Consider the following 18,658-nt stretch of genomic DNA (forward strand, 5'->3'; position numbering starts at 1 on the left):
TCACGCCATGGAACTGACGTTCGTGGACGTGAAGTCTGGTGAACCGGCCATGACCGCTGAAGTCGGGCCGCTGATCAGGGCGTTGAGACCGGCTCTGACCGCCGACGGGTTCGCGGCCTTCGCCGCCGAGGCGCATGACCAGGGGGTGGTCTTCACGGCGGCGCTGGACGAGCGGGAGCGCTACCTGGGGGTGGCCACGCACCGGGTGCTGACCACCAGCAGGGGGCGGCTGCTGCTGGTCGACGACCTGGTCACGGCGCTGGACGCGCGTGGCGCGGGGGTGGGTACGCGGTTGCTGGCGGAGGTGGAGGCCAGGGCCCGGGCGGCGGGCTGCGAGCGGCTGGAGCTGGACGCGGGCGTCGCCAACCACGGGGCGCACCGCTTCTTCCACGCACGCCGTATGGCGATCACGGCGCTGCACCTCGCGCGCGAACTCACCTGACGGGCGCGGGCGCGGCGCGGGACGGCGGGGCCGTTCAGAGGTCCCCGGTGAAGGCCACCAGCTGCGGGGTGCCCCACGGTTCGGGGACCGCGGTCCGGGTGGCGTGGTCGAGGAGCCACTTCTTCAGCACCTCGAAGCCGGCGTCCCCGTAGGTGTCCTTGTAGAGCGCGGCGATGCCGGTGACGTGGGGGGCCGCCATCGAGGTGCCGCTCATGATCGCGTAGAGCCCGCCGGGGAAGGCGGAGGCGATGTCGACGCCGGGCGCGTTCAGGTTGACGCAGCTGCCGAAGTTGCTGAACGCGGCCCGGTGGTCGGCCCGGTCGGTCGCGGCGACGGTGAAGGACTCCGTCGCGCTCGCCGGGGAGACGACGCAGGAGCTGACGTCGTCGTTGCCGGCCGCGACGACCGGGAAGACCCCGGCCCGGGCCAGCGCGTCCAGGGTCTCGTTCATCGTCGGGGAGTAGAGGCCGCCCAGCGAGATGTTGGCCACGGCGGGCTTCACCGCGTGCTGGGCGACCCAGTTGATCCCGGCGATGATGCCGGAGTTGGGGCCGCGCGCCTCGCAGTCCAGCACGCGTACGGAGACCAGCGAGACCGCCCGGGCGACCCCGGTGTGCTCGCCGCCGACCGTGCCGGCGACGTGCGTGCCGTGGCCCGCGCAGTCCGCGGCGTTCCGGCCGTCGTCCATCTCGTCGATGCCGGGCTTGGCGCGGCCGCCGAACTCCGGGTGGGTGAAGTCGATCCCGCTGTCGATGATGTACGCGGTGACCTTGGCGCCGGTCGCGCGGACGGTGAAGCCGTGCGTGGCCGGGGCGCGGTTGTTCACGCGCTCCAGGCCCCAGAACCGGCCGGTGCCGTCGGCCGGGGGTGGGCTGCCCGGCAGCCGGCGGCTGGTCGACTTCGGGATCCGGTCCTCCGCGGGCAGGGTGACCGTGGTGTCCTGCTCGACGCCGCGCACCGAGGGCAGGGCCCGTACCCGGGCCAGTTGCCGTCCGGTGAGCGGGGCGGCGAAGCCCCGCATCACGCTGTCGTACACATGGGCCGGGGTGATCCCGGCCGCGCTCGCGACGGCGGAGGGGTCGCTGTCCGGGGCGAGGGTGACGATGTAGCGGCCGGGGATGGAGTTCGGCGCCCCGACGCCGAGCAGGGGTGCCAGGGCGACGGAGGAGTGCGCCTGTGCGGGCACCGGCGCGGGGAGGGCTGCCAGCGCGGGGACGGCGGTCATCAGCAGCGCGGCGAACGTCCGGCGCAGGGACACACGCATGTGTCGATCTCCTCGGGGCTCGGCGGACAGCTCGGCCGACGGGCCGTCAGCCGGTCCTCTCCCCCACCCTGTCAGCCAGGATCGGACGCGGGCGCGCCCTGCTACGCCATCCGGGCCGGGGTGCGACGAGCAGCCCCAGGCCGATCCACACGTAGGCGCTGCCGCCCACGAGGGTGCCCAGGCCGCCGGTGCCGGGGTCGCCCCGCCACAGCCACACGACGCTGCTGCAGAGCAGGACGTAGCCGCCGACCGCCGCGACCGTCAGGCCCCGGGTCCGCACCCGCAGCGCCTCGCCGGCCAGCGCCGCCAGCGCCGGGATCAGCCACACCAGGTGGTGCACCCAGGTCACCGGGCTGACCAGGCAGGCCGTCACCCCCGTGAGGGCGACGCCCGTCGTGACGCCGGTCCGGCGCACCTTGTACGCCCACACCGCCAGCACCGCGACGACGGCCACCGCCCATACCCACGTGGGTGCGTCGAGCCGGGCGAAGGTGCCGCGCAGCGACTGGTTCGAGGCGTACGACAGCGAGCCGACGCGGTCGGTGTCCCACATCGCCCGGGTCCAGAAGTCGCGGGACGCACCGGGCGCGGCCAGCGCCGCCAGCAGGGTCGCGCCGGTCGCGGTGGCGGCCGCGGTGAGGCCGGCGCGGCGGTGCCCGGCGAGCAGCAGCCACCCGATGAACAGCGCGGGCGTCAGCTTCACGGCGGCGGCGAGGCCGATCGCGCACCCGGCCCAGCGGCTGCCGCGGCGCAGCAGTTCGGTGTCGGCGAGCACCAGGGCGAGCAGGACCAGGTTGACCTGCCCGAAGGTGAAGGTGTCGTGGACCGGCTCCAGGAGCGCCATCAGGCACACGGCCAGCACCATCGCGTACCAGGGGGTCCAGCCCTCGCGGCGCACGATCGGCCACACCGTCCACCACAGGACGGCCGCCGCGGCGCAGATGTTGAGGGCGGCCGCGCCGACGACGGCCGCGGGCCAGCTCACCAGGGCCAGCGGCAGCATGCACAGCGCGGCGAACGGCGGGTAGGTGAAGCCGTACGTCGTCCCGGGACTGAGGTAGTCGTAGACGCCGACGCCGTCGTGCGTCCAGGCGTTGACGGTGCCCCAGTACACGCCGAGGTCGAACCAGTGCCGGTGCAGCGGCACGGTCGCCAGGAACAGCGCGGTCGCGGCCACGGCGGCGGCTGCCGTCACGATCCGCCTCATGAGGCGAGCGCGGGACGTACGAGCCGGACCAGCCGCAGCGCGGCGAGCGGGAGCAGCGCGAGGGCCGCACCCGTGGCCGCCAGGGCGATCTGACGGGGCGTCGCGGCGAACCCGCTGGGCAGCACCACGAGCGCCAGCACCGCGCTGGCGAGCGCGGCGAGCCGTCGCACCCGGCCGTCGGGGGCGGCCACGGCGAGCGGCACGAGCCCCCACAGCAGGTACCAGGGGCGGATCGCCGGGCCCAGCAGCGCCACCGCGAGCAGGCTGATCCCCAGGGCGTACACCGGCCCGAGCCGCTCGCGGTACAGCCACACGGCGGCGATGACGAGCGCGGCCGCGGCCATGCCGAGCAGCCGCCAGACGTCCGGGGTGCCGACGAACCGTCCCAGGACGTTGACCAGGGACCAGTTGGAGGCGGAGGCGGGCGTGGTCAGCGCGCCGATCCAGCCGTAGCCGACGCCGGTGACGGCGGTGACCGCCACGGTGGCCGCGCCGGCGACCGCCGCCGTGGCCGCCCCGGCGCGCGCCAGGCGCCGGCGGCCCTCCAGTTGTTCCGCCCACAGGCTGGCCACGACCAGCAGTCCGAGCGCCGCGGGCGCCTTGACCAGGGCGGCCAGGGTCACCAGCACGGCGGCCACGACCGGGCGCCGGGCGAGTGCCGCGCCCAGGCCCGCGCCGAGCAGGCCCAGCATCACGGCGTCGTTGTGCGCCCCCGCCACCAGGTGCAGCAGCACCAGCGGGTTGAGTGCCCCCAGCCACACGGCCGCGGCCGGGTCCGCGCCGCAGCGCCGGGCGAGCCGCGGCAGCAGCGTGGCCAGCAGGGCCACCCCCAGCAGCGCCAGCGCCCGCATCCCGGCGACCCCGGCGTGCGCCCCGAAGCGTGCCAGCGCCAGGAACGCCGGCCCGTACGGCGCGGGGCTGTTCCGCCAGATCGCCGGCACCTCGGCCGCCGCCGTACCTCCCAGCACGCCTGGCCCGTGCGTGTAGGCGTCGATGCCCGCGTTCACCATCGTGCCCTGCGCCAGGTAGCTGTAGACGTCCCTGCTGAACAGCGGCGGGGCCAGCAGCAGCGGTGCCGCCCACACGGCGAACGTCGTCAGCAGCGCGCGTATCGACGGTGGCCGGGGCCCGCGCACCAGTCGGCCGAGCTGCCACCACGCCGCGACGAGCAGCCCGAGGCCGAAGTACGCCACCAGCAGTCCGGCCGCCGCCTGCCCCTGCGGCAGCGCGATCCCGTCCCGTACCGGAAGCGCCCCCGCGGCCCTGCCGCCGACCGCCAGCGCGGCGGTACCGGCCAGTCCGAGAGCCATCGTGCGAGTCACGCCCGCACGCTCCCATCACCGGATGTCCGCCGGACGACCGGCGGGCGACCGGCGGATGACCGGCCCGGACGCGCGGCGCCCGCTTCGCTACGGTGAGGGCATGTTCACACCCGGGGAACGCGACCGCGTACGGGCCCGGCTGCTCGGTCTCGCCGCGGACGACCCGGACGTCACCGGGGCCGCGCTCACCGGTTCGCTCGCGGTGCCGGGCGGCGGCGACCGGTGGTCCGACGTCGACCTGGTGCTCGGGGTGCGGGGCGAGGTGGGCACGGCGCTGGGCCGCTGGACGGGGTGGCTGTACGGGCCCGGGTTCGGGGCGCTGCACCACTAGGACCTGCCGGCGGGGGCGACCGTCTACCGGGTGTTCCTGCTGCCGGGGGCGCTGGAGGCGGACGTGGCGTTCACGCCGGAGGAGGAGTTCGGGCCCCGGGGGCCGCAGTGGCGGACGGTGTTCGGCGCCGCGGGCCGGGTGCCGGAGGCGGCGCCGGCCGACCCGGGGACGCCGGTGGGGCTCGGCTGGCACCACGTCCTGCACGCCGCGGCGAGCATCGAGCGGGGCCGGCTGTGGCAGGCAGAGCACTGGATCGGCGCGGTGCGCACCCAGGTCATCGCCCTCGCCTGCCTGCGCCTTGGGCACCCCGCGGCCTACGCCAAGAGCGCCCACCTGCTGCCGGACGAGGTCACGGGGCCGCTGCACGCGACGCTGGTGCGCTCGGCGGAGCCGGCCGAACTGCGCCGCGCGCTCGCCGCGGCCGCGTCCGCCCTGGGGCGTGAAGTGGCCCGCGCCGACCCGGTGCTGGCGGAGCGCCTGTGGCCGGTCCTGGTGGAGCGGGGCGGCGCGGTCGGCTGATCCCGGCGGGGACCGCCACGATGATCTCCGCGACGCGGCCGGGTTGTTCGAAGAGGACGCCGTGCCCGGCGCGGTGCAGGTGCCGAGGTCGAGCCGTTCCCGGTCGGTGAGGCCGATGTCGTCGGCGGTGCCGCCGACGGCGCGCAGCCGGGCGACGAGGGAGCGGCGGGGCAGGGTCTTCAGCGCGACCGCCCAGGCCGCCGTGCCCAGCACTGGTGGCTGGGCGAGCCGGCAGGCTGCGGCCGACGACGACGTCGCAGCCCGTGTCGGCGGCGAGCCGTCCCATGAGGCGGGCGCGGTTCCCGTCGACAGGTCCCCGGGAGCGGGGCCGCGCCCGTGACCGGGCAGGGCGACGGCCACCGGGCCGGATCCGGCGGCCGCCGGCGCGGGCTCGGCCGTGACGTCGGCGTGGAACCCGGTCGTGCGGATGTCCCGGCCCGCCGGGGCGGGCACCGTGCTCCGTGCGCGGCGTGTCGGTGCGATCCTGAACCGCGTGCGAGATGCGATGACGGTGGTCGAGGCGGCGTTCGCCGGTGTCCTGGGGGCGCCGGAGGGGGACGTCGAGACGGCGCTGGACGCCGGGGCGTCGGCGATGGCGGCGGCGGAGGCCGGGTGGGACGAGGTCGGCCGGGCGGTGGCGACCGCGGTCGCCGGGCTGCTGCGGGGCTGCCGGGCGCGCGGCTGGGAGGACGCCGACCTGCTGCGGATGGTGCGCCGCGAGCTGCGCCCGGAGCACGTGCGGCTCGCCGGGCGCCTGACCGCCGACGGAGGCGGTGACACGGCGGGGCTCCTGACGGCGTACGGGGCGGCCGAGCGGCTGGACCGCTTCACGGTGGCGACGGCCGTGCTGGAGCTCGTCCGCCTGCTGGGGCGGCTGCCCGGGATCACGCCGCCGGCGGCGCCCGCGCCCGCTGCGGGCGGTGCGGGGCATCCGATGCTGCGGCGGATCAGGGCGCTGCTGGCGAAGGCGGAGTCCACGGCCTTCCCCGAGGAGGCGGAGGCGCTGAGCGCGAAGGCCCAGCACCTGATGGCACGGCACAGCGTGGACGAGGCGCTGGTCGCGGGTACGGCACCGGGCGGCGGCGGTCCCGGCGCGCGGCGGATCGGCGTGGAGCGTCCGTACGAGGCGCCGAAGGCGCTGCTGCTGGACGCGGTCGCGGCGGCGAACCGCTGCCGTGCCGTGTGGTCGGCGGAGTTCGGCTTCTCGACCGTCGTGGGCTGGGAGGCCGACCTGGAGGCCGTGGAGGTGCTGTACACCTCGCTGCTGGTGCAGGCCGAGGCGGCCATGCGCGGCGGCGGCGCCCCGGGGCCGGCCACGCGTCGCCCGGGACGCAAGGGCGGCAAGGGCGGCGCCAGGGGCGGGGACCTGTCACGGGACTTCCGCGAGTCCTTCCTCATCGCCTACGCGGGCCGGATCGGCGAGCGCCTGGCCGCCGCCGCCCGTGACGCGACGGAGGAAGCCGCGGAGGCCGGCGGGTCCACGGAGGTGCTCCCCGTGCTGGCGGCCCGCGAGGTCGCCGTCGGCCGCGCCGCGGACGCGATGTTCCCCGAGACCCGCACGCAGCGGCTCAGGGGCCGCGACCGCGAGGGCTGGGAACGCGGCACCGCCGCCGCCGACCGTGCCGCCTTCCACGGCCCGGCCGGCGCCGGACCGGGACGGGAGCGCGGCCGGGGCCCGGGTCCGTCCCCGGGTTCCCGGGGGTGAGGGATCGTCCCGAGCCCCGGGGCACCCGCCCGCTCCGGCGACCGGACCTCCGGCACGGCGTCGTCCACGTCCCGGCCGCGTACGCCTAGAAGAGCCACCGGGTCTGGCTGTAGGTGGTGCCGCGGGCGTACGCGAAGGCCGTGGTGGGTTCCACCTCGTACACCAGGGCCTCGTGGCCGTCGCCGACGAAGACCTGGTCGCCCACCTCGAAGTGCCATCCGGAGCCGTACTTGGCCTCGTACGCCGCGGCGATCCGGCGCAGCTGGTTCTCGCTGCGCACGCGGGCCGCCTTGCCCTCGAGCACCACGTCCAGGCCCTCGCCGAGCGCGTTGTTGCCGGTGGTGAGGACGACCCGGCCGTTGCGGGCGAGGTTCTTGGCCTTGCGCTCGTCGGCGCCGGTGCAGAAGTGCAGGGCGTCGTCCAGCCAGACCCCGATGAGCGGGGTGACGTGGGGGCGGCCGTCGGGACGGACGGTGGTCAGCCAGTAGATCTCGGCACCGGCCAGGTGCCCGCGGGCGTCGTGCCAGGTCGTTGGGGCCGCGCCGGTGCTGCTGAAGCGGGCGTCGAGCTGGGGCTCGGGTTCCTTCTCTTCTGTCATGGGTTCACTGATACTCCATCAGCCCGCGCGCAGCGCGTACGCGCTGTCCACGGCTTCCGCCAGGTCGCGTACCGCCGGGTCCTCGGTGGTCGCCGCCAGGGCGTGCGCGCGGTCGCCGAGCCGGGCGAGGCCGGGGGCGCCGGGCAGCTGCTCGTCGCCGGTGTCGTAGGTGCGCAGCGCGTCGGCGAAGTAGGCGGCCACCGCGTCCACCCGGAGCCGCGACGAGGTGCCGGAGTCCCACAGCCGGCCGGCCAGCCGGTCCGCCTCGACGGCGCCCGCCGCCTCGTGCGGGGAGCGGTCGTGCGGGTCGAGCCAGCGCACGGTCGCGGTGGCGACGTGGCCCCGGGCGCCCGCCTTCAGGCGTACGGCGTAGAGCGCGGTGACGGTGTGGCCGGGGCCGACCTCGCCGCCGTCGACGCGGTCGTCGCGGAAGTCCTCGTCGGCGACGGCGCGGTCCTCGAAGCCGATCAGGCGATAGCGCTCGACGGTGTTCGGGTCGAAGGAGACCTGGGCCTTGGCGTCGCGGGCGCGCAGGCCGATGTTGACGGGCAGCCGGTCCACGAACAGGGCGCGGGCCTCGGCCGGGGTGGAGACGTACGAGGTGTGGCCGTCGCCCTTGTCGACCAGCCGCTCCATCAGTTCGTCGCCGTACTCGCTGCCGACGCCGACCCCGAACAGGGCGACGCCGTGCTGTGAGCGGGCCCGGTCGATCCGTTCCAGGAGGGCGTCGGGGTCGGTCTGCCCGGTGTTGGCGAGGGCGTCGGAGAGCAGGACGACCCGGTTGGTGGCCCCGCGCCGGGCGCTCTCCAGGGCCACGTCGTAGCCGGTGCGCAGGCCCGCCTCCAGGTTGGTGGAGTCCTCCGGCGCGAGGCGGTCGACGACGGAGAGGGCGCGCTGCCGGGCGCCCCCGGTGCCGAGCCGGGTCGCCGGCAGGGCGACCCGTGCGCGGTCGCTGAAGGTCACGACGGCCAGGGAGTCGTCGTCCCGCAGTTCGCCGACCGCGGCGCGGAGCGCCTTCTGGACGAGGTCCAGCCGGCCCGGATCGCCCATGGAGCCGGAGACGTCCACGACGAAGGTGAGCACGGCCGGCGGCCGGTTCCCCTCGTCGGCGGGGCGGGTGGCGAGGCCGACCCGCAGGAGGGACCAGCCCTCCTCGCCGCCGATGCGGGCGCCGTCGACGGTGACGGAGAAGCCGTCGCCCGCGGGGGTGGGGTAGTCCTGGCGGAAGCTGTTGACGAACTCCTCGTAGCGCACGTCCGAGGGGGAGGGCAGCGAGCCCTCGTCGAGCCGCCGCTTGGCGTAGCCGTACGAGGCGGTGTCGACGTCCAGCGCGAAGGTCGACAGCTGTGACGCGTCGGGCGCCCGCTCCAGGCCCCGGTCCTCGTCCGTGCCCTGCCCGTTCCACTCGGAGCCACCGTCCTTGGGGGCGCCGTCCGCGCCCCGTACCGGTCCGGGCCGCCGCGTGTCACCGGCGTGGCCCCGGTCCGTGTTCGCGCCGCAACCCGTCAGGACCGCTCCGGCCGCCACCGCCGCCAGCACCGCCGCCGTGATCCGCCGCATCACCGTCACCTGCTTCCCCCGGGGGCGCCCCCTGCGCCTTCTGCGACTGTGACGCAGGAGGGGGCGGGCGGGTGGCATCGGGGCCGTTGCGGATGGATCTCAGTCGGGCAACGCCCTCTCGCCCGGGGCGGCTTGGCGGGCGCGGTACAGGTCGCGCAGCGGGGCGGTCTCGGACCCGTGGTGGATGGCCTCGCGGTGCCCGATGCTCAGCGCCAGCCGAGTTCCGGAGCCACGTGGGTGAGGATGCTGTCCAGCACATGCGCGTTGTAGTCGACCCCGAGCTGGTTCGGGATGGTCAGCAGCAGGGTGTCCGCGGCCTGGATCGCCTCGTCGTCCCGCAGCAGCTTCACCAGTTCCTCCGGCTCCGCGGCGTAGGAGCGCCCGAAGACGGCCCGGGTCGTGTCGTCGAGCATGCCGACCTGGTCGCGGGAGTTGCGGTCGCGGCCGAAGTAGGCCCGGTCGAGGTCGTCGGTCAGGGCGAAGATGCTGCGGCTGACCGACACCCGCGGCTCCCGGGTGTGGCCCGCCTTCCGGTACGCCTCGCGGTACGCCTCGATCTGCTTGCGCTGCTGGACGTGCAGCGGCTCGCCCGTCTCGTCGTTCTTCAGCGTCGAGCTCTGCAGGTTCATGCCCAGCTCGGCGGCCCAGACGGCGGTGGCGTTCGACGCGGAGCCCCACCAGATCCGGTCGCGCAGTCCCTCGGAGTGCGGTTCGATCCGCAGCAGCCCGGGCGGGTTGGGGAACATCGGCCGCGGGTTGGGCGTGGCGAAGCCCTCGCCGCCGAGGACCGTGAGGAACGCCTCGGTGTGGCGGCGGGCCATGTCGGCGTCCGTCTCGCCCGGCTCGGGGTTGTGGCCGAACAGGCGCCAACCGTCGATCACCTGTTCCGGTGAGCCGCGGCTGATGCCCAGTTGCAGCCGACCGGCCGATATGAGGTCTGCGGCGCCCGCGTCCTCGGCCATGTACAGCGGGTTCTCGTAGCGCATGTCGATCACGCCGGTGCCGATCTCGATCTTCGAGGTCCGCGCGCCGATCGCCGCGAGCAACGGGAACGGGCTGGCCGCCTGCCGGGCGAAGTGGTGCACGCGGAAGTACGCACCGTCCACGCCGAGCTCCTCGGCGGCGACCGCGAGATCGATCGACTGGTGCAGGACATCCGCCGCCGACCGGGCCCGGGAATGCTCGCTGGGCGACCAGTGACCGAAGGAGAGGAATCCGATCTTCTTCACCCCGTGCCCAGCGCCCGGCGGCCACGTTTGATTCCCGCCCCAGGTCGTGTCGCCGGCGCCTCGGACGAGGCAGCGGAGGTCAGGCGGGCCGGGTGTGGCGGGCGCGTGCCGCGTACAGCGCTGCCCCGATGGCCAGGACGGCCGCGCCCGCGGTGACGGAGGTCCAGGGGAGGGCGAAGGCCAGGGCGAGGCAGCCGAGCAGGCCGAGGGCGGGGACGGTGCGCCGGGCGCCGGGGCCCAGGGTCCAGGCGGAGACGTTGGCGACGGCGTAGTAGGCGAGGACGCCGAAGGAGGAGAAGCCGATCGCCCCGCGCAGGTCGGCGGTGGCGGCGAGCACGGCGACGACCGCGCCGACGGCGAGTTCGGCGTGGTGCGGCACCCCGGACCGGGGGTGCACCGCGGCCAGGGTCCGCGGCAGGTGCCCGTCGCGGGCCATGGCCAGGGTGGTGCGGGAGACCCCGAGGATCAGCGCGAGCAGGGATCCGGTGGCGGCGACCGCCGCGCCCACCCGCATCAGCGGCGCGAGGCCGCCCGCGGCGTCGGCCAGGGGCGCCGCGGAACGGGCGAGCCCCTGTGGGCCCAGCACCGCGAGGAGGGCGACGGCGACGGCGGCGTAGACGGCCAGGGTGATGCCGAGGGCGAGCGGGATCGCGCGGGGGATGGTGCGCGCCGGGTCCCTGACCTCCTCGCCGAGCGTGGCGATCCTGGCGTACCCGGCGAAGGCGAAGAACAGCAGGCCGGCCGCTTGCAGCACCCCGCCCGCGGTCGCGTCGGCCCCGATGTCCAGCCGGGCGGCGTCCGCGTCGCCGCCGGTGAACGCGGCGACCACGAAGGCCGCGAGCACCGCGAGGACGACCGCGACGATGCCCCGGGTGAGCCAGGCCGCCTTCTGCACGCCCGCGTAGTTGACGGCGGTGAGCGCCACGACCGCGGCGACGCCGACCGCCCGTTGCTGCTCCGGCCAGGCGTACGCGCCGATCGTCAGGGCCATCGCCCCGCAGGAGGCGGTCTTGCCGACGACGAAGGACCAGCCCGCCAGGTAGCCCCAGAACGGCCCGAGCCGTTCGCGCCCGTAGACGTAGGTCCCGCCCGAGGCGGGGTAGAGCGCGGCGAGCCGGGCCGAGGACATGGCGTTGCAGTAGGCGACGGCGGCGGCCGCCGCGAGCCCGAGCAGCAGCCCGGACCCTGCCGCGCGGGCGGCCGGGGCGAAGGCCGCGAAGACCCCGGCGCCGATCATCGAGCCGAGTCCGACGACGGTGGCGTCGAAGACGCCGAGCCGTCGTCGCAGTATCGCGTTCTCACCGGTCACGGCGGCAAAGCTATACCGTCCCACTGCTAGACACGACGTCAACAAGCTGCCATCGTGGCCGCCGGGAACGACGACGCAACGACAGCGCAACGACAGCGCAACGGCGACGGAACGACCAACCGACGACGCGGTGACGCGAAGGCGAAGACGAAGGGCGGCGGACATGGCGCAGCGCTGGGTCACGGCCTCCGACGGGGTGCGGCTGGCGGTGTACGAGCAGGGGGACCCGGCCGGGGCCACGGTGCTGTGCGTGCACGGCTTCCCCGACGACCACGGTGTGTGGGACGGCGTCGCCGGGCGCCTCGCCGCCCGCGGCTTCCACGTCGTGACGTACGACGTGCGCGGCTCGGGCGCCTCGGACGTCCCGCGCCGCACCCGCGCCTACCGGCTGCCGCAGCTCGCCGCCGACACCACCGCCGTCGCCGATGCGGTCAGCCCGCGGGCCCCGGTCCACCTGCTCACCCACGACTGGGGGTCGGTGCAGAGCTGGCACACCGTCAGCACCCCCGAGCTCGCCCACCGCTACGCCTCGATCACCTCGATCTCCGGCCCCGACCTGGACCACACCGGCCGCTGGTACCGCGCCCAGCTGCGCCGGCCGACGCCCGCCCGCCTGCTCAAGCTCGCCAAGCAGTCGCTGGCCTCGCAGTACGTCGGCTTCTTCCACCTGGCGGGGATCGCCGAACTCGCCTGCCGCAGCGGCCTCCTGGACGGCGTCGTCACGGCCCTGCGCCGCCTGGAGACCGGCGAGGCCCCCTCCGGCTACGGCCCCGGGCTCGCCGCCCGCAACCGCGCCGGGCTCAAGCTCTACCGCGCCAACGTGCTGCCCCGCATGTTCCGCCCCCGGGTCCGGCACGCCGCGCTCCCCGCGGTCGTGCTGGCCCCGTCCAAGGACGTGTTCGTCCTGCCGCCCTGGCAGACCGAGATCACCGACTGGGCGCCCGGGGCCGAGGTCCACCACGTGGACGGCGGCCACTGGCTGCCGTCCCACCGCCCGGACCTCGTCGCCGAGCACGCCGCCCGCCTCGTCGAACGTGCCGAGAAGGAAAGGACCGCGGCATGACCGCCGAGCCCGAGCACCTCGTCCTCAAGCCGCGCGACGTGCACTGGGACTGGGACGGCCTGCCCGTCCGCTACCTGGACGACGACGCCTTCCTCACCCACTTCGCCAACGTCCTCAACATCCTGCTCCCCGAGGGCGAGGACTGGTTCCTCACCGTCTTCCAGCAGACCGTGCCGATGATCGGGGACGACCGGCTGCGCGAGGACGTCATCGGCTTCATCGGCCAGGAGGCCATGCACTCCCAGGCCCACCAGTCACTGCTGGGCCACTTCCACGACGCGGGTCTGGACACCGAGGGGTTCGTCGCCCAACTGCGCTGGTTCTTCCAGGAGATGCTCGGCGACCGTGGTCTGACCAGCAGGGCCGCGCACGGCTGGCTCGTCGAGCGGGTCGCGATCATCGCCGCCATCGAGCACGTGACGTCCTTCCTCGGCGACTGGATCCTGAACGCGCACGCGCTGGACGCCCTCGACAAGCACGAGAAGGCCGGGGCCGTCCTCGACCTCTACCGCTGGCACGGGGCGGAGGAGGTCGAGCACCGCGCCGTCGCGTACGACCTGTTCACCCATCTCGACGGCCGCTACCGGCACCGGGTGCGGGCGCACCTGGTCGCCTTCCCCGTGCTGCTCTACTGGTGGGTGCGCGGGCTGCGCTGCCTTATGGCCGAGGATCCGGTGGGAGCCGGGAAGCCGCGCTGGCGCGACTGGTACCGCGGTGCCCGGCGGGGGCTGCTGCCGCCGCCGCGCGCGGTCGTCCGGCTCTTCTTGTCCTACCTGCGGCCCGGCTACCACCCGTCGCAGTACGGGTCCACCACGCAGGCCGTCGCCTACCTCGCGTCCTCGCCCGCCGCGCGCGCGGCGCTCCACTAGGGGGTCCCCGCACGTGTCCCTGCCCGACCCGAGCACCCTTCCCCCGCCTCCGGCATGGGCGACCCCGCCGCCCCGCCGGGCCGGTGGCTCCCGCCCGGAGCCGCTGCTCGCGCTGCTCGCCCGGATCACTCCGCTGCTGGTGCGCGGCAGCGGGCGGCGGCCGGTGCGCGAACCGGCCGCCGTGGACCGCTCGCTGGCCCTGCGGGTGGCCGAGGTCACCACGGCGGCCGAGGGCGTCGTGGGGCTGCGGCTGGTGCGGGCGGACGGCGGCACCGCCGCGCTGCCCGCCTGGCACCCCGGTGCCCACCTCGACCTCGACCTGCCGTCCGGGCGCCGCCGCCAGTACAGCCTGTGCGGCGACCCGGCCGAACGGGACGCCTACCGGGTGGCGGTGCGGCTCGTCCCGGACGGGGAGGGCGGGTCCCGCGAGATGCACGCCCTCGCCCCGGGCGCGGTCCTGCGCACCCTCGGCCCGCGCAACGCCTTCCCCCTGGCCCTGACCGGCTCCGGGTCGCTGCTCTTCCTCGCGGGCGGCATCGGGATCACGCCGGTCCTGCCGATGGTGCGCGCCGCGGCCGCCGCCGGGGCGGACTGGCGCCTGGTGTACGCGGGGCGCAGCCGGGCGACGCTGCCGTTCCTGGCGGAGCTGGCCGGTTTCGCGGCGCACGAGCCGTGGCGAGTGCGGGTCCGCACCGACGAGGAGGCCGGTGGTCCCCCGACGGGGGCGGAGCTGCTGGCGGGCGCGGACGCGGGTACGGCGGTCTACTTCTGCGGTCCGCCGGCGCTGATCCCGGCGTTGCGCCCGGCCCCGGTGCTGCACGTGGAGCGCTTCTCGCCGCCGCCGATCACGGACGGCACCGCCTTCGAGGTACAGCTCGGCCGGGACGGGGAGGTGCTCCCCGTCCCGGCCGACCGCACCGCGCTCTCCGTCCTGACGGGGGCGCGGCCCGCGACGTCGTACTCCTGCCGCCAGGGCTTCTGCGGCACCTGCCGGGTCCGGGTCCTGGCGGGCGCGGACGCGGTCCGCCACGGCGGCAGTGCGGCCGCCCGCCGCACGGACGACGCGATGCTCGTCTGCGTCTCGCGGGGAGCAGCCGGCTCCCGTCTCGTCCTGGACGTCTGAACCCGGCCCGGGGCCTACACGGACAGCGGGTCGAGCGGCATCGGGACGGGGTGGCCCTCCATCATCGCGCCCAGCCCGCGCACCGCGCAGACGTCGGGCCGGTCCGCGATCGTGACCGGCATCCCGGTGGCCTGACGGAGCATCATGTCAAGGCCGGGCAGCAGCGCGCTGCCGCCCGCGAGCATGATGCCGCGGTCGGTGAGGTCGGCGACCAGGTCCGGCGGGCACCGCCTGAGCGTCTGGCCGATCCCGTCGACCAGCGTCGCCATGGGCATCCGGATCGCCTGCCGCACCGCCTCGGTGTCGACGCGGACCGTACGGGCGATGCCGCTGGCGACGTCGCGCCCCTGGACCTCGGCGCTGGGCGCGGTGGGGCCGGGCGCCGAGAGGATCTCGTGCAGGGGCCGCACCGACTGGCTGGGCAGCACCAGTTCGTGCGTGTTGCGCAGGTGCTGGACGACGGCGTGGTCGATCGCCTCGCCGCCCACCGCGATGGTCTCCGCCGCGACGATCGCGCCCATCGACATGACCGCGATCTGCGTGGTGCTCGCCCCGGCGAGCATGATCATCGTCGCCTCGGGCTGCTCGACCGGCAGTCCGCACCCGATGGCGGCCGCGATGACGGAGTCGACGAGTTCGACCCGCCGCGAACCGAGGCCGTACATCGTCTCGACGGCGGCCCGCTGGGCCAGCGGCCCGCTGCCGTTGGGGGTGCAGACGGCCGCCCGGAGCATCGGCTTGCGCCGCCACGCCTTGCGGAGCTGACCGCCCAGCAGGTGACGGAGCATGCGCTGGGCCATCTCGATGTCGACGACCATGCCGGCCTGGATGGGGCGGACCACGCGGATGTGCTCGGGCGTGCGGCCGGTCATCTTCTCGGCGAGCGAGCCGACCGCGATGAGGGCACCGCTGTGCGCGTTGACGGCGGCCACGCTGGGCTCGTCCACGACGAGTCCCTGGTGCTTGAGGTAGACACGGGTGCGCGACGCCCCGAGGTCGACGGCAACGGAGCAACGACGCAGATGCGCCAGACTGACGGTCACGGCAGATCCTCCCCGAGGGGCCGGTTCCCGGGCCCGCCCCTGCGGCGGCCCGTCTGATCATCGTGCGGGCGCAAGTCGGGATCCGCCTGTTGTGGTACTCCGAGCGGTTGATCCGCTTATCGCATGATCCGTGCCGCGAGGACCGCGATGTCGTCGTCGGCCGGCTCCACGACCAGCAGGGACAGCACCCGGTCGACCAGTCCGCCCAGATCGCCGTCGGAGTGCAGGCGCAACCCGGCGAGGCGGTCGAGCGAGGCGTCGATGTCCTCCCCGCGCCGCTCCACCAGACCGTCGGTGTACAGCAGCAGGACGTCACCGGCCCGGCAGGAGGCCGCGACGGGCTCGTAGCCTCCGTGGCCGGTGCCCAGCGGCGGCCCGACCGGCACGTCGACGATGTCGACCGTGCCGTCCGGCCGGATGACGGCGGGCGGCAGGTGACCGGCGCTGGAGAAGGTGCACGTGTTGCGCACCGGGTCGACGAGGGCCAGCAGGCAGCTCGCCGGACGGCCCGACTCGGTCTCCGAGATGAGGGTGTCCAGCCGGCGCAGGATGCGGTGCGGCGGCAGGTCGGCCGCGGCCACGAAGCGCAGCATCGAGCGGTACTGGCTCATGTCGACCGAGGCCTCCACCCCGTGCCCCATGACGTCGCCCATGGCCAGCAGGGTGCGCCCGTAGGACAGCCGTACGGCGTCGTACCAGTCGCCGCCCACCAGCGCGGTGCTGCCGGCCGGCTGGTAGCGGAACGCGGCCTCCACGGAGGGGTGCGGGGAGCCCGGCTCCGACATCAGGGCGCGCTGCAACTCCAGGGCGATGCCGTGCTCGTGGGTGTAGCGGCGGGCGTTGTCGAGGTAGATCGCGGCCCGCCGGACGATGTCCTGGACGGTCTCGGTGTCCCGCTCGGTGAACCCCGGGGACTCGCCGCAGCGGACCAGGGTCACCGTGCCGATGGGCTCGCCGCGCGCCGCGAGCGGCACGACGAGCGCCGAGTGGATGCCCACCGAGCGGAAGGCGTCCATCCGCTCGCGGGCCGACCCGCCGTGGCCCAGGGCGTCGTCCTCGAAGAGGCTCTGGACCACCGGGCTGCCCGACTGCAGGCAGCGCGGGATGGTCGTGCCCGACGGGTACTCCACGTACTCCCCGGGCTCGCCGAAGATCTTGACCTGCTCGCGCAGGTTCGGCAGCGCGGCCATCGCCGCCCGGCGCAGCCGCAGCACACCGCGGTTGTAGGGGGTGCAGCGCTCGGTGGGGAAGACCTCGACGGTGGCGATGTCGGCGAGCAGCGGCACGAGGAACCCGGCGAGCTCGGCGCAGGTCTCGTCCATCTCCAGGGTGGTGCCGATGAAGGTGGCGGCGCGGTCCAGGATCGCCAGCCGCTCCCGGGCCCGTTCCAGCTCCTGCTGGTGCTGGCGCGACGCGCTGACCTCCAGCATGATCCCGACGAGGCCGAGCATCGTGCCGTCCGCCGCGTCCAGCCGGTGGTACGCGCCCTGCCAGTAGCGCCGGCCCGTCCCGGACTCTGCGTGCGTGCGGCCGCTGGAGGGCACCTCGCGCGACTTGCCGTCGGACAGGACCTGGCGCAGCGCCTCCTCGCCCGCGTCGTCCAGGTCCGGCAGCACCTCGGTGATCCGGCGGCCGAGGTGCGCCTCGGCGGGCAGGCCGTTCATCCGGGCGAGGGCGGGGTTGACGTAGACGTAGCGCAGTTGCGGGTCGTAGATGCCCACGCCCGCGGGACTGCCGTCCAGCACCTGCCGCAGGACCCCGTCGTCCGGCGGTGACCAGCCGCCGGGCTCACCGTCACCGCTCACCCGGTCACCCTCCTGTCCGCCGAGTGTGCCCGTTCCCATGATCGGGCGGTCCCCGGCCGGGCGCACGCCCGGATGCGGTCACCCCGCCGGGTGGCCGCCGGGCGGCGGGGCGTGTCGTCCCGGCCCTGCGGTGACCGGCCCGAAAGGATCGGGCGATGCGATGGAGGACGGCGGCCGTGGCCCTCTGCCTGCTGCTGACCGCCTCGCCGGCGGTGGCCGGCGAGCACCCCGGGCCGCGCCCGGGCCCCCCGGCCCGGGTGGAGCGGCTGTACGCGCAGGCGGCCCGTGCGGTGCAGGCGTACGAGGACGCGGAGCGGGCGGTCCGCCGCAAGCGAGCCGACCTGCGGCTGCTGCACCGGGCCGCGGCGGTGGAACGGCGGCGGCTGGAGGTGCTGCGGGACCGGATCGGGGCGATGGCGCGCAGCGAGTACCGCAACGGGGGGCTGGGACCCTCGGCGCGGCTGCTGCTGTCCGGGCGGCCCGACCGGCTGCTGGAGGGTGCGACGCTGGCCCGGCAGGGCGACCACGCGCAGGCGGCGCTGCTGGCCGAGCGGATGCTGGCCGAGCGCCGGCTGGCGGCGGACACCGAGGCCGTCGACCGGACGCTGGCGGTGCTGGCCCGCGAGGCCCGCCGCAAGGACGCGCTCCGCCGGCGCATCGAGGCGCGGCTGCTGCGTGCCCGGGCCGGGCTGTCCGCCCGGGACCTGGCGCTCATGGCCCACGAGGGACTCTCGGTGGACTGCCCGCGCGACCTCCCCCGGACCCCGCCCCGGTCGTCCGCCGCCGCCCACCGCCCGGGCGCCCCGCACTGGGTGCGCCCGGTGGCGCACTACACGCTCACCGCCGGCTACGACGCCTCCGGGGCGCACTGGGCGCACCGTCACACCGGCCAGGACTTCGCGGTGCCGCCGGGCACCCCGGTCCGCGCGGTGGGCGACGGCACGGTGGTGGTGGCCGCGTGCGGTGACGGCTTCGGCAACCAGGTCGTCGTCCGGCACGACGACGGCTACTGCACGCACTACGCCCACCTGTCCGTCCTGGAGGTCGTCCCCGGGCAGCGGGTCCGCGCCGGCGAGCGGATCGGCCGGTCCGGCAACTCCGGCAACTCCACCGGACCGCACCTGCACTTCGAGGTCCGCGTCACGCCGCAGATGGGTTCGTCGGTCGCCCCGTTGCCCTGGCTGGCCCGGCACGGCGTGCGGATCGGCAGCTGACCGGCCGCCGACCGGCACGGGAACCCCACCCCCCACAGCTTCCCCACAGGTTCGC

At 75.6% G+C, this 18,658-nt stretch carries 17 protein-coding genes; 8 read left to right on the forward strand and 9 right to left on the reverse strand.

The genetic code is table 11. The features are described from left to right. Positions 1 to 7 precede the first annotated feature (7 nt). Entirely contained in the window at positions 8 to 442 is a 435-nt protein-coding gene (locus OG937_24560) for a GNAT family N-acetyltransferase (GenBank protein WUD74639.1), read from the forward strand. A 34-nt stretch (positions 443 to 476) separates the two neighbouring features. Here OG937_24560 and OG937_24565 read toward each other — a convergent pair whose 3' ends face one another. Genes OG937_24565 through mptB form a run of 3 tightly spaced genes read right to left on the reverse strand, consistent with a single transcriptional unit; the run spans position 477 to position 4,223 of the window. Next, positions 477 to 1,706 (reverse strand): S8 family peptidase, encoded by a 1,230-nt coding sequence (locus tag OG937_24565; protein ID WUD74640.1) that lies wholly within the window; start codon positions 1,704 to 1,706, stop codon positions 477 to 479. A 46-nt stretch (positions 1,707 to 1,752) separates the two neighbouring features. After that, complete coding sequence (locus OG937_24570) at positions 1,753 to 2,901, reverse strand: DUF2029 domain-containing protein (protein WUD74641.1); 1,149 nt, start codon at positions 2,899 to 2,901, stop codon at positions 1,753 to 1,755. A gap of 8 nt (positions 2,902 to 2,909) precedes the next feature. Continuing rightward, a complete protein-coding gene (gene mptB, locus OG937_24575) occupies positions 2,910 to 4,223 on the reverse strand; it encodes a polyprenol phosphomannose-dependent alpha 1,6 mannosyltransferase MptB (protein ID WUD78864.1) in 1,314 nt (437 codons plus the stop codon). A 112-nt stretch (positions 4,224 to 4,335) separates the two neighbouring features. Here mptB and OG937_24580 point away from each other — a divergent pair, with 112 nt between their 5' ends. From OG937_24580 to OG937_24590, 3 genes are all read left to right on the forward strand, one after another. Next, on the forward strand, positions 4,336 to 4,566 hold the full coding sequence (locus tag OG937_24580; GenBank protein WUD74642.1) for a hypothetical protein: 231 nt from the start codon (positions 4,336 to 4,338) through the stop codon (positions 4,564 to 4,566). Positions 4,567 to 4,596: 30 nt separating this feature from the next. Beyond that, positions 4,597 to 5,085: a hypothetical protein gene (locus OG937_24585; protein ID WUD74643.1), complete on the forward strand. Its 489-nt coding sequence runs from the start codon at positions 4,597 to 4,599 to the stop codon at positions 5,083 to 5,085. Positions 5,086 to 5,578: 493 nt separating this feature from the next. Next, the gene (locus OG937_24590) at positions 5,579 to 6,790 is read left to right on the forward strand and encodes a DUF2786 domain-containing protein (GenBank protein WUD74644.1); all 1,212 of its coding nucleotides are present in this window, start codon (positions 5,579 to 5,581) and stop codon (positions 6,788 to 6,790) included. 85 nt (positions 6,791 to 6,875) lie between these two features. Here OG937_24590 and OG937_24595 read toward each other — a convergent pair whose 3' ends face one another. From OG937_24595 to OG937_24610, 4 genes are all read right to left on the reverse strand, one after another. Then, on the reverse strand, positions 6,876 to 7,388 hold the full coding sequence (locus OG937_24595) for a pyridoxamine 5'-phosphate oxidase family protein (GenBank protein ID WUD74645.1): 513 nt from the start codon (positions 7,386 to 7,388) through the stop codon (positions 6,876 to 6,878). Between the two features lie 18 nt (positions 7,389 to 7,406). Then, a complete protein-coding gene (locus OG937_24600; protein ID WUD74646.1) occupies positions 7,407 to 8,948 on the reverse strand; it encodes a von Willebrand factor type A domain-containing protein in 1,542 nt (513 codons plus the stop codon). Positions 8,949 to 9,154: 206 nt separating this feature from the next. Next, on the reverse strand, positions 9,155 to 10,177 hold the full coding sequence (locus OG937_24605) for an LLM class flavin-dependent oxidoreductase (GenBank protein ID WUD74647.1): 1,023 nt from the start codon (positions 10,175 to 10,177) through the stop codon (positions 9,155 to 9,157). A 79-nt stretch (positions 10,178 to 10,256) separates the two neighbouring features. Continuing rightward, positions 10,257 to 11,486, reverse strand: a complete 1,230-nt coding sequence (locus tag OG937_24610; GenBank protein WUD74648.1) for an amino acid permease — start codon at positions 11,484 to 11,486, stop codon at positions 10,257 to 10,259. Between the two features lie 163 nt (positions 11,487 to 11,649). On the opposite strand from OG937_24610, the gene OG937_24615 reads away from it, so the two are divergent. The 3 genes from OG937_24615 to OG937_24625 are packed head-to-tail and all read left to right on the forward strand — an operon-like array spanning position 11,650 to position 14,541. Next, entirely contained in the window at positions 11,650 to 12,549 is a 900-nt protein-coding gene (locus tag OG937_24615) for an alpha/beta fold hydrolase (protein ID WUD74649.1), read from the forward strand. Continuing rightward, a complete protein-coding gene (locus OG937_24620; protein WUD74650.1) occupies positions 12,546 to 13,418 on the forward strand; it encodes a metal-dependent hydrolase in 873 nt (290 codons plus the stop codon). The genes OG937_24615 and OG937_24620 overlap by 4 nt, the downstream gene beginning before the upstream one ends. Before the next feature lie 13 nt (positions 13,419 to 13,431). After that, positions 13,432 to 14,541, forward strand: coding sequence for a PDR/VanB family oxidoreductase (locus tag OG937_24625; protein ID WUD74651.1), 1,110 nt, complete (start codon positions 13,432 to 13,434; stop codon positions 14,539 to 14,541). Positions 14,542 to 14,555: 14 nt separating this feature from the next. Here OG937_24625 and OG937_24630 read toward each other — a convergent pair whose 3' ends face one another. Together OG937_24630 and OG937_24635 are read right to left on the reverse strand one after the other, a co-directional pair. After that, positions 14,556 to 15,584 (reverse strand): rod shape-determining protein, encoded by a 1,029-nt coding sequence (locus OG937_24630; protein ID WUD74652.1) that lies wholly within the window; start codon positions 15,582 to 15,584, stop codon positions 14,556 to 14,558. 116 nt (positions 15,585 to 15,700) lie between these two features. Next, the gene (locus OG937_24635) at positions 15,701 to 17,428 is read right to left on the reverse strand and encodes a SpoIIE family protein phosphatase (GenBank protein ID WUD74653.1); all 1,728 of its coding nucleotides are present in this window, start codon (positions 17,426 to 17,428) and stop codon (positions 15,701 to 15,703) included. A 116-nt stretch (positions 17,429 to 17,544) separates the two neighbouring features. Between OG937_24635 and OG937_24640 the strand changes: the two genes are divergently transcribed. Beyond that, positions 17,545 to 18,603 (forward strand): M23 family metallopeptidase, encoded by a 1,059-nt coding sequence (locus OG937_24640; protein ID WUD74654.1) that lies wholly within the window; start codon positions 17,545 to 17,547, stop codon positions 18,601 to 18,603. Positions 18,604 to 18,658 lie beyond the last annotated feature (55 nt).

Origin of the sequence: Streptomyces sp. NBC_00510 (assembly GCA_036013505.1) — a bacterium.
Taxonomy (GTDB): domain Bacteria; phylum Actinomycetota; class Actinomycetes; order Streptomycetales; family Streptomycetaceae; genus Actinacidiphila.

Coding starts and splice junctions, on each gene's coding strand:
- OG937_24640 (WUD74654.1), top strand. CDS start 17,545: ATGCGATGGAGGACGGCGGCCGTGGCCCTCTGCCTGCTGCTGACCGCC.
- OG937_24600 (WUD74646.1), bottom strand. CDS start 8,948: ATGCGGCGGATCACGGCGGCGGTGCTGGCGGCGGTGGCGGCCGGAGCG.
- OG937_24565 (WUD74640.1), bottom strand. CDS start 1,706: ATGCGTGTGTCCCTGCGCCGGACGTTCGCCGCGCTGCTGATGACCGCC.
- OG937_24560 (WUD74639.1), top strand. CDS start 8: ATGGAACTGACGTTCGTGGACGTGAAGTCTGGTGAACCGGCCATGACC.
- OG937_24615 (WUD74649.1), top strand. CDS start 11,650: ATGGCGCAGCGCTGGGTCACGGCCTCCGACGGGGTGCGGCTGGCGGTG.
- mptB (WUD78864.1), bottom strand. CDS start 4,223: ATGGCTCTCGGACTGGCCGGTACCGCCGCGCTGGCGGTCGGCGGCAGG.
- OG937_24635 (WUD74653.1), bottom strand. CDS start 17,428: ATGGGAACGGGCACACTCGGCGGACAGGAGGGTGACCGGGTGAGCGGT.
- OG937_24620 (WUD74650.1), top strand. CDS start 12,546: ATGACCGCCGAGCCCGAGCACCTCGTCCTCAAGCCGCGCGACGTGCAC.
- OG937_24580 (WUD74642.1), top strand. CDS start 4,336: ATGTTCACACCCGGGGAACGCGACCGCGTACGGGCCCGGCTGCTCGGT.
- OG937_24595 (WUD74645.1), bottom strand. CDS start 7,388: ATGACAGAAGAGAAGGAACCCGAGCCCCAGCTCGACGCCCGCTTCAGC.